Origin of the sequence: Pseudorhodoplanes sp., from assembly GCF_035565855.1 — a bacterium.
In the GTDB taxonomy this organism is placed as follows: Bacteria; Pseudomonadota; Alphaproteobacteria; order Rhizobiales; family Xanthobacteraceae; genus Pseudorhodoplanes.
This window is the reverse complement of the sequence record NZ_DATMRX010000305.1, coordinates 1-9,653: the sequence shown is the minus strand read 5'-3', so window position 1 is coordinate 9,653 and position 9,653 is coordinate 1. Positions and strand designations below refer to the sequence as shown.

Annotated in this window: 10 protein-coding genes; 9 read left to right on the top strand and 1 reads right to left on the bottom strand. The window is 61.0% G+C overall.

Features of this window, described 5'->3' with window-relative positions; genetic code table 11:
* Window positions 1–210: hypothetical protein (locus tag VN004_RS17625; protein ID WP_325612790.1), on the top strand; the 210-nt coding region annotated here is incomplete at its 5' end.
* A gap of 588 nt (window positions 211–798) precedes the next feature.
* Here the strand turns inward: VN004_RS17625 and VN004_RS17620 are convergent.
* The gene (locus VN004_RS17620) at window positions 799–2,790 is read right to left on the bottom strand and encodes an acyltransferase family protein (RefSeq protein ID WP_325612788.1); all 1,992 of its coding nucleotides are present in this window, start codon (window positions 2,788–2,790) and stop codon (window positions 799–801) included.
* 152 nt (window positions 2,791–2,942) lie between these two features.
* Here VN004_RS17620 and asnB point away from each other — a divergent pair, with 152 nt between their 5' ends.
* From asnB to VN004_RS17580, 8 genes are all read left to right on the top strand, one after another.
* On the top strand, window positions 2,943–4,865 hold the full coding sequence (gene asnB / locus VN004_RS17615) for an asparagine synthase (glutamine-hydrolyzing) (protein WP_325612786.1): 1,923 nt from the start codon (window positions 2,943–2,945) through the stop codon (window positions 4,863–4,865).
* 16 nt (window positions 4,866–4,881) lie between these two features.
* Window positions 4,882–5,715 (top strand): class I SAM-dependent methyltransferase, encoded by an 834-nt coding sequence (locus tag VN004_RS17610; RefSeq protein ID WP_325612784.1) that lies wholly within the window; start codon window positions 4,882–4,884, stop codon window positions 5,713–5,715.
* 117 nt (window positions 5,716–5,832) lie between these two features.
* The gene (locus VN004_RS17605) at window positions 5,833–6,477 is read left to right on the top strand and encodes a winged helix-turn-helix transcriptional regulator (protein ID WP_325612781.1); all 645 of its coding nucleotides are present in this window, start codon (window positions 5,833–5,835) and stop codon (window positions 6,475–6,477) included.
* Window positions 6,474–6,989: a transcriptional activator RfaH gene (locus VN004_RS17600; RefSeq protein WP_325612779.1), complete on the top strand. Its 516-nt coding sequence runs from the start codon at window positions 6,474–6,476 to the stop codon at window positions 6,987–6,989. The genes VN004_RS17605 and VN004_RS17600 overlap by 4 nt, the downstream gene beginning before the upstream one ends.
* A 148-nt stretch (window positions 6,990–7,137) precedes the next feature.
* On the top strand, window positions 7,138–8,094 hold the full coding sequence (locus VN004_RS17595) for a Gfo/Idh/MocA family oxidoreductase (RefSeq protein WP_325612777.1): 957 nt from the start codon (window positions 7,138–7,140) through the stop codon (window positions 8,092–8,094).
* Window positions 8,091–8,669, top strand: a complete 579-nt coding sequence (locus VN004_RS17590; RefSeq protein ID WP_325612775.1) for an acyltransferase — start codon at window positions 8,091–8,093, stop codon at window positions 8,667–8,669. The genes VN004_RS17595 and VN004_RS17590 overlap by 4 nt, the downstream gene beginning before the upstream one ends.
* The gene (rfbC, locus tag VN004_RS17585) at window positions 8,666–9,241 is read left to right on the top strand and encodes a dTDP-4-dehydrorhamnose 3,5-epimerase (protein ID WP_325612773.1); all 576 of its coding nucleotides are present in this window, start codon (window positions 8,666–8,668) and stop codon (window positions 9,239–9,241) included. Before VN004_RS17590 ends, rfbC begins: the two co-directional genes overlap by 4 nt.
* A partial coding sequence (locus tag VN004_RS17580) for a GDP-mannose 4,6-dehydratase (RefSeq protein ID WP_325612771.1) occupies window positions 9,238–9,653 on the top strand: 416 nt, incomplete at its 3' end. The genes rfbC and VN004_RS17580, both read left to right, overlap by 4 nt.

Sequence of the window (9,653 nt, the reverse complement as noted above, 5' to 3'; positions counted from 1 at the left end):
GACGCTGGCTACTGGGTCGGCTTCCGTCCGTTCGTCGCACTAATCGAAACGCAGAACGATCAGGTGCGCAGTGCCAAGTTGATCGACATTTCGCCCGACCGCATCGATGTCGGCAACGTGCTGGCCAAGTGCCGCGAACATGGCTTGGACCCGTTCGTGATGATTGAAGGCGACCGCCAGGTGTCGGCCGAGGCGCAGCGCACTCGCTGACGTTTCGCGTCAAAGTTCTTCAGGCGCGTTGAGTGCGATGAGCTAGGCGAGGTCTCGCAAGTCAAGCCATAACGTCTTTTTCTGCGGCCTCGAGGTGAGACCGCAAACTCACTCCCTCCGCCTAGTACCCGCGATAGGGTTTGCAGATGCCAGCTTGACGTGTCCATCCATAAGGGCAGCCAGCATTGGGATTTATTCTCGGGTCATTCGCTCCCCACGATGGATCCCTGTAATAACGACGCGGTCGGGGTGCGTAATACTCGCCTCCGTAATATCCCCCGCCGTAATAGGGAGGCGGAGGAGGCGCATAGTAAGGTCCATAGTAGTACTGGGCGCTACCGGGCAACGTGGAACCCACAATTAGTCCGGCACTGAGCAAGAGCCAGTATACGGTTTTCATCAAAGTGTTCCTTGCGCTGTTATCCAAAGTCGCTTCCTCGGAAGGCTAGATCGCGCTGCATGAATGGCACCTTAACCTCGCCTTCTCAATGCTGCGGTCCCGCTAGGTATTTGAGTCTTCTTGTGTTCTGCCTATCATGCCCTGACGGCGCGAAGGCGGCCCGCCAAGTGTCGTCCTATCGAAGCCGCTTATTCGCCTGCTTCCAAAAACGTCTCGAACATGGGAACGAGCACGGCGCTCCCGGCATGGGACAGGTGATTGCTGTCCCGGTAGAGCGGGCGTTGTTCACGCGACCCGAAGCAGCGTTTGGCGTCACAAAGATACGGCAGCGGATCGAGGACTGACACGCCGCATTTTTCCGCCGTTCGCTTCCCGATTTCGTCGCTTGTAACGGTACGGACTGAATGTGCGCTGCGCGAAATTGCGACGTCTGGTGCGTTCACATCGAACATCATGCGTCGAGCCAAGCCGCGTGGAACGTTGAAAGGTATCTCGGGTATCGAGTTGACGAATACAACGCGGCGCAACGACGCCATGATGCACAGCGTGCTGACCGCGTGATCGAGGAACGCGGATTTCCGCTCGCCAGCGGAGCGATAGCGTTCGCCATTGAAAATCGCGAATGGCCCGCCGCTCATTTCATTGAACCCTTCGATATAAACCGGTGTCCTATTCACAATAAAAACGGGCACGTCGGGAAGAGTCAGAATGGTTTTCCAGGCTGTGGCGTTGAAATCCGCGCAGCGGTGGGTGTGCCCGAAGCGTGGGATTTGTGCCCCAAACACGGTCGGGCAGCCGCCATACGCGAACAGCAGGATGCTTCCGCCTTCCGATCCGTACGCTGCTTGTGCGGCCGGAGCGAGGTTCAACGACAGGCTGTCGCCGATCATGATTGCGCGGAGAGGTCCTGCGCCGATCGTGCAGCCGGTCTGCGGGTTGTCGCATGCGCCCGTAAAGCGCGCCGCCTCGGCTTCTACCTGCAGCACCTTGTTCACGGCCTCCGGAACGCGATCGGGAATACCATGTTTCCAGATGATCGCTGCCGCTAGGATGCCAATGATCGGGATCGGGCTGAGAGCCGAAACCGCACGTCCGGTAGCAGATCGTGTCTCTTTCAGCGTCCGCGCGGTCGGCAACTCGATCATGAAGTAGGAGGCGAAGCCGAGGACGCAGGAGATCAGAATGCCTGCGACGATCACAAAAGCTGTCGACTCTATTTCGAAGAAGCGCGTGCCCACTACGACGGGCCAATGCCAGAGATAGATCGAGTACGACGCCCGCCCGAGCCACTGGAAGATCGCTGTGTTGATCAAGTTTGTCTTGTCGGCGCTCAAGATCACGAGTGCAGCCCCGCCGGTCGGCAGCAATGCAAGATACGAAGGCCAGGTGTCTTCTGATGTAAACAAGAGTGCGGATGACACTATTGTCACGAGACCTGCATAGGCCGCTATTTTCCGTCCCGTGAACGACACTTTGAGATCGCCATTCAGATAGACGAGGGCGCCAAGCAGCATCTCCCACGCGCGCATCGGCAGCAGATAGAACGAAGCCGATGCATAGTTTGAGGATGCGTAGACGCTTGCAGCCAGCGACAGCAGGAAAATCGCTGTGATCGTGATGCGAATTGCCTTGCATGAAGCGCGCGCGACACGTAGGCCGAGCAGTAGCAAAGGATATAGCATATAGAATTGCCACTCGACCGACAGTGACCAAGTGTGCAGGAACCAGTTGCTGAGTGAGGTCGGCGCGAAATAGTCGCCCTCCCGCCACCAGTTCGCGATATTGGAGAAAAAGCCAAGCGAGGCCACGGCCTGTGCCGCCGTCGCACGATACTCTGCCGGCGAAAGGATAAACCATCCCAACGCGAGGATGACGACGCACAGCAGAGCGAGGGCGGGTACGATCCGTACTGCTCGGGCGGCATAGAAACTGAGCAGTCCCCGCTGGTCGGCAAGAATGACAGCGGTCATCAGATAACCGGAGATTACGAAGAACACGTCGACCCCGACGAACCCGCCGGAAAATGGAAAAACGCCGAAGTGATAGAGTACGACCGCGGCAACTGAAACGGCGCGCAGGCCGTTGATATCATCTCTGAATTGCATTGGAAGATAGTGGCCCGGCATGCGCTTGGAACGTCGGCGAGCACAGTAGGTGCTGGCGGTGTGTTCCTCAAGCATGCGCGTTGACGGCCGCGATCCTGAGGTCACGAAAATCGATGGCGTGGCATGAAACGTCAAAATAGCTTGCGCATGTCGCCGATTGGCCGCATTCCAAAGCCTCCCGCTGGGGCGGTCCCGGTCCTTCGACCAAATATTGATTTTGTAGGCGCATGTGTGGCATTGCCGGATTCTTCGACCGTACACCGCGGGGCGACGCAGCCGCGATGAGCGCGCGCGCGCAGGCGATGTCGGACGCGATCGCCTATCGCGGGCCGGATGGCGAGGGCGTGTGGTGCGATGAGCCGGCGGGGGTAGCACTGGCGCATCGTCGTCTCGCCATCGTCGACTTGACGCCGACCGGCGCGCAGCCGATGGTCTCCGCTGATGGTCGCTGGGTCATCTGCTACAATGGCGAAGTCTACAACGCGCAGAATATCGCGCGTTCGCCGGATTTGGCGCAGGTCGCGTTCCGCGGCACGTCCGACACTGAAGTCATCCTGGAATCGGTCGCACATCGCGGACTCGATCGCACGTTGGCCGACATCAATGGGATGTTCGCTTTTGCACTGTGGGATCGGCAAGCCCGCACGTTGCATCTGGTCCGCGATCGCCTCGGCATCAAGCCGCTTTACCTTGCAGATACTGCGCGCGGATTTTCGTTCGCCTCCGAACTCAAGGCCCTCGGTGCCGGCGGCGTTGCCTGTGAGGTCGATCCACAATCGGTGGCGAGTTTCCTGCGCTTCGGTTTCGTGCCGACGCCGCACTCGATCTATCGCAACGTCAGCAAGCTGCTGCCGGGCGAGGTAGTCAGCATTGATGCCCACGGCAAGGTTGCGCGGCGCATTTACTGGTCGCTGCGCGAGACTGCGCTAAACGGCTTGGCCGACCCGTTCTCGGGTTCAGATGTCGAGGCGGAGGAGGCGCTGCACGCGCTGCTCGCGGAAGTGGTCTCAGGACAGATGATCTCGGACGTGCCGCTTGGGGCATTTCTGTCTGGCGGTATCGACTCCTCGGTTGTGGTGGCGTTGATGGTGGCGGCGCAGCGCGGGCGGGTGCGCACCTTCTCGATCGGCTTCCCCGATCTCGGATTTGACGAGTCCGCTCACGCCCGTCTTGTTGCGCAGCATCTTGGCAGCGAGCACGAGGACATGATGCTCGGCGGCATCGATGCACTCAATATCGTGCCGCAACTCGCCGAGATGTATGACGAGCCGTTCGCCGATTCCTCGCAGATTCCGACCTACCTGATCTCGAAGATGACGCGCGGCCATGTCACGGTTGCGCTCTCCGGTGACGGCGGTGACGAATTGTTCGCCGGCTACAATCGATACAATCTGGGTCATGGTCTTGGTGGCAAGCTTGCAGGCGCACCTCTACCGTTGCGGCGCGCGCTTGCCGGCTTTCTGAATGCGGTGCCGGATGCCGCGATCGATGCCGCTGCCTCGCTTGCGCCCTCGCGGTTGCGTCCGCAAAGTCCGGTTGACAAAATTCGAAAACTCGCATCGGTGTTGCCTCTCGATCGTCTTCAAACGTACCGACGGCTGGTCAGTCAAAACAATGATCCATCGGCCTTGATCCACGGTATCGCGGAACATTCGGTGACAATGGACCCTCTGCCGGCGGACGGACAGGATCGCTTCATCGAGCAGATGCAGTTGTTCGACACCGAGACTTACCTTCCCGACGACATCCTGCAGAAAGTCGATCGTGCCTCGATGGCTGTGTCGCTGGAGGTACGTCCGCCATTGCTCGATCATCGCGTCGCCGAATTCGCCTGGCGCCTGCCGCGCCACATGCGCGTGCGTGGAGGTCAGACCAAATGGCTCTTGCGCAAGGTGCTGGAGCGCTATGTACCGCGTCATCTGGTCGAGCGGCCGAAGATGGGTTTCGGCATTCCGCTGGAAAGCTGGCTGCGCGGGCCGCTGCGGCCTTGGGCAGAGGACCTGCTCGATCCGGCGTGCCTTGGTGGCGGGCTGCTCGATGTGTCGGCTGTCCGTGCGTTGTGGACAGAGCATGTCGGCGGCCGGCGCAACTGGGCCCATGCGCTCTGGACTATCCTGATGTATGAGTCCTGGCGTCGGCGATGGGCGTAAACAAAGGTTCGAGTGCGTGCCGGCATTAGGCGACAGCAAGCAAAATGAGGTCTGCGGCGACGGCAAGATGTCGGCCGGCGATCGCGTTTGCTATCTGTGGCAGAACCTGTGGCGTAATCTTGCGACGCTCGGCCGGGGGCCGGCGGCGCGGTCGTTTGCGCCGGACATGGCGCGCGCTCGCGCGGAGATGAGTGGCCAGTCGCCGAGCCGACTGATCACCAATGTGTTCATCGATACGGAATTGCCGAACCTCATGCCGCCGCGCCAGCTCGACGTGCTGGAAGTCGGCTGCGGAGCCGGCGCGATGGCGAGCCGCCTAGCAGTGCTAGGCTATAGTGGGAGCTACACCGGCGTCGATATCCAGGATTACTTCAAGCGCGAACGCGGTGCGGATTTTCCGTTTACAATCGACTTTCATCGGGCCGATGCGCACACCTTCACGCCGCAGCGCCCGATCGATCTGATGATATCTGTGTCGACGCTCGAGCACATTCCGTCCGATGCGAAATTGATCGCGCGCTTCCCGGGCTTCTTCAAGCCGGGCGGAGTAGAGGTTCACATCCTGCCCGCTGGTGCGAGCCTGCTGCCCTATCTCTGGCACGGATACCGGCAATACACGCCGGCCAAGCTTGCCGGGCGGTTCGGCCCTGATATCGAACTGGTCAGGATTGGCGGCCTTGGTAGCCTGCTACTGCACACGCTCGTCATCACCGCCCCGGAAATGTTCCTGCGCCGCTCGCCGCGGAGGGCGTGGCCGGGTGTGTACGAGAAGATGATGTGGTTGGCCTTGCGCCTCGACCGTGTCCTGCCGGTCTGCCCGACGGCCTATGCCGTGATCCGCAAGCACTGATCCCTCTGATCGGAGCCGGGGCGCAGACACCCAGCCCCTAAACGCTGTTCATGCCGTGAACGATAGCTTGACGTTCATGGCGTGAACGACTAGCGTCCAGCACCCATGGATCCGCGTATGACCAGCGCCGCCGACCAGGAAAAGACAGATAACCCAATGATTATGTTGGGCATTCTTGAATCCGTGGAGCGCGATGGCGTGCAGTCGCAGCGCCATCTAGCGGCCGAACTCGGCGTCGCGCTAGGGTTGGTCAACGCCTACCTGAAGCGATGCGTAAAGAAGGGGCTGCTCAAGGTCAGCGAAGCGCCGGCCCGCCGCTATGCCTATTACCTGACGCCGCACGGCTTTTCCGAAAAGTCGCGGCTGACCGTCCAGTACTTGTCGCATTCCTTCGACTTTTTCCGGCGCGCGAAGTCGGATTGCTCGGCCTTGCTCCAGGCTGCCGAGCTGAGGGGCATCCGCCGCATCGTCCTTGCGGGCAAGTCGGACCTCGCCGAGATCGCCGCCATCTGCGCGCTCGACCACGGGATCGAGATCACCGCGGTGGTGGACGCAAAGGCTGTTGAGGCGCGCTTCGTGGGCGTGCCGGTTCGGCCCGATTACGACTCCGTAGACCAGGTTTTCGATGCCGTACTGATCACGGACATGCTGACCGCGCGCGAGCGGGCAGAGCAGGCGATCGCGCGCTTTGGCGACGAGCGGGTGCTGATCCCCCAATTGCTGCGCGTGCGTGTCAGCAAGCCGCAGGGGGCCGCATCGTGAGCTTGATTGCAGGCCAACGTTGGTATGTGGTCCAGACCCACTCCCATGCCGAGCGTAAGGCGGAGGCGCATCTGGAGCGGCAGGGCTTTACGACCTATCTGCCGCGCTACCTCAAGCGCCGCCGCCATGCACGCAAGATCGAACTGGTGCCTGCGCCGCTATTCCCGCGCTACATGTTCGTTTCGATCGACGTGTCCTTGCAGCGCTGGCTCGCCATCCGCTCCACCATTGGCGTCACGCAGGTGGTGTGCACCGGCAATGATCCCGTGTCCGTCCCGGACGGCATCGTGGAACGGCTGAAGGCAAGCCAGAACGCCGACGGCTTCATCCCGTTGGACACCCGGCCGCGCTTTGCACCGGGCGACAAGATCAAGGTGCTGGACGGGGCCTTCGCCGATTGCCTCGGACTCATCGACACCGTTACCGATCGCGAGCGTGTGGCGATCCTGCTCGACCTTCTTGGACGCAAGGTTCGCGTTGTCCTGGATCTGGACGCCGTCGCCGCCGCGTGAGCGGCGGTATCGCTGAATAATCTTGTGGCCGGAACAATCAGCGACAAGCTGATGTCACCCGGCCTGCGGTAGCAATGGTTCATCGCGTTTCGTCTACCATCGACCTTCCGTCACGCCCGGCGCACTTCCCTCGTTCAATCATCATCGCATGACCAGTTCGCCCAAGACCTTCGCGTTGATCGGTGCGGCCGGCTATATCGCGCCGCGTCACATGAAGGCAATCCGCGAGACCGGCAATTCGCTCGCTGCGGCGCTCGATCCGAATGACAGCGTCGGCATAATGGATAGCTACTTTCCGTCAGCGCAATTCTTTACCGAGTTCGAGCGTTTCGATCGTCACGTCGATAATCTGCGCCGCCGCGGCGCGCCTGTGGATTTCATGTCGATCTGTTCGCCGAATTACCTGCACGATGCGCATATGCGCTTTGCGTTGCGCAGTAACGCCGATGCCATCTGCGAGAAACCGCTGGTGCTCAATCCGCGCCATCTCGATGCGCTGGCGGATATCGAGAAGGAAACCGGACGACGCATCTACAACGTGCTCCAGCTGCGGCTGCATCCAACCATTCAGGAACTGCACGAGCGCATTCACAATGGCCCGGCCGACAAGGTCTACGACGTCGACCTGTCTTACGTGACATCGCGCGGTCACTGGTATCATACGAGCTGGAAGGGCAATGCGGAGAAGTCCGGTGGCATCGCCAGCAATATCGGCGTGCATTTCTTCGACATGCTGACCTGGGTGTTCGGCAAGCAGCTCGGCAGCACGGTGCATGTGCTTCGCCCCGACGTGGCTGCGGGTTTCCTTCTCTTCAAGAGAGCGCGAGTACGCTGGTTCCTGTCAATCAATGCGGATCACCTTCCGGCCGGGAGCACGCAGCCCAGCTTCCGCTCAATCCTGATCGAGGGCGAAGAACTGAACTTCAGCGAAGGCTTCACCGACCTGCACACTAAGTGCTACCGTGACGTTCTGGCGGGCGGTGGCTCCGGGCTTATGGATGCGCGTCCGGCGATCGAGGCCGTGTACGAGATCGGCCGCGCGACGCCGGTCGGCCTGACCGGCGAATATCATCCGAAGTGTCGCGAGGTAGAAGGCGTCGCATGATCAACGATCCGTCCGGCTGGTCCGCGCACGAAACCGCGATCATCGACGATGGCGCGGTGATCGGTGCCGGCACGCGCGTGTGGCACTGGACGCACGTGTCGGCCGGTGCACGCATAGGGCGGAATTGTTCACTGGGGCAGGGCGTGTTCGTCGGCGGCAAGGCCGTGATCGGCAACAAGGTCAAGATCCAGAACAGCGTGTCGGTCTATGATGCCGTCACATTGGAAGACGGTGTGTTCTGCGGACCGTCATGCGTCTTCACAAATGTCTTTAATCCGCGTGCCGAAATCGAGCGCAAGACCGAGTACCGGCCGACGCTGGTGCGCAAGGGTGCGACCATCGGTGCCAATGCCACCATCGTCTGCGGTGCGACCCTCGGCGAATATTGTTTCATCGGCGCCGGAGCGGTGGTGACGAGCGATGTCCCGGCCTATGCCTTGATGGCGGGGGTGCCGGCGCGGCGTATTGGCTGGATGGGCCAGGCTGGCGTTAAGCTCGATGCTGATTTGAAATGCCCGCTGACCGGCACGCAATATGCGCTGGACGCGGCAGGCCAGTTGGCGCCAGCGTTATGAACATCACCGACGCCGGATTGCCGGGTGTGAAGCTGCTGTCGCCGACGCGGATAAGCGACGACCGCGGGTTCTTTTCGGAAACCTTTCGGCAGGATGTGCTCACTGCGCATGGCATTGCTGTTTCGTTCGTGCAGGACAACCACTCGCACTCGACAGCAGAAGGCGTCGTACGAGGGCTGCATTTCCAGTCCCCGCCCTTCGCGCAGGCGAAGCTTGTGCGCGTCGTGCGGGGCCGCATCCTCGACGTGGTGGTGGACATCCGTCGCGGCTCTCCGACCTATGGGCGTCACTTGTCGGTCGAATTGAGTGCGGAAAACTGGCAGCAATTGCTGGTACCAGCGGGTTTCGCGCATGGCTTCTGTACGCTCGCTCCGGGCTGCGAGGTCCTCTACAAGGTTGATGCCTATTACAGCGCCGCGCATGACCGCGGCCTGCTCTGGAACGATCCGGCGCTCGGCATCGACTGGCCGGTGACTCCTGATGCCGTCATCTTGTCCGATCGTGACCGACGTCATCCGACGCTCGCAGCGCTCGACAGTCCTTTCCACTATAGCGAGGAGCAGGCAGCTTGAGCGCCAGCGGTCGCGTCGTGCTGGTGACGGGTGGGGCCGGCTTCATCGGCTCTGCCGTAGTGCGCCGGTTGATTGCGCATAGCGACGCGACCGTCGTCAATGTCGACAAGCTGACTTACGCAGCGAATTTGCGGAACGTGGAAAGTGTCGCGTCGCATCCGCGCTATCGCTTCGTGAAGGCCGACATCTGCGATGCCGATGCGATGGCGGCCGTCTTCCGCGAATATGCGCCCGACCATGTGCTGCATCTGGCCGCCGAAAGCCACGTCGATCGCTCGATCCATGGACCTCGGGATTTCCTGCGCACCAATGTCGACGGCACGTTCGTAATGCTGAACGCGGCACTGGAACACTGGCGGCGCCTCTCACCCGCGGGAAGGGAAGCCTTCCGCTTCCTCCATGTCTCGACCGA

Coding starts and splice junctions, on each gene's coding strand:
- VN004_RS17620 (WP_325612788.1), bottom strand. CDS start 2,790: ATGCTTGAGGAACACACCGCCAGCACCTACTGTGCTCGCCGACGTTCC.
- asnB (WP_325612786.1), top strand. CDS start 2,943: ATGTGTGGCATTGCCGGATTCTTCGACCGTACACCGCGGGGCGACGCA.
- VN004_RS17605 (WP_325612781.1), top strand. CDS start 5,833: ATGACCAGCGCCGCCGACCAGGAAAAGACAGATAACCCAATGATTATG.
- VN004_RS17595 (WP_325612777.1), top strand. CDS start 7,138: ATGACCAGTTCGCCCAAGACCTTCGCGTTGATCGGTGCGGCCGGCTAT.
- VN004_RS17590 (WP_325612775.1), top strand. CDS start 8,091: ATGATCAACGATCCGTCCGGCTGGTCCGCGCACGAAACCGCGATCATC.
- rfbC (WP_325612773.1), top strand. CDS start 8,666: ATGAACATCACCGACGCCGGATTGCCGGGTGTGAAGCTGCTGTCGCCG.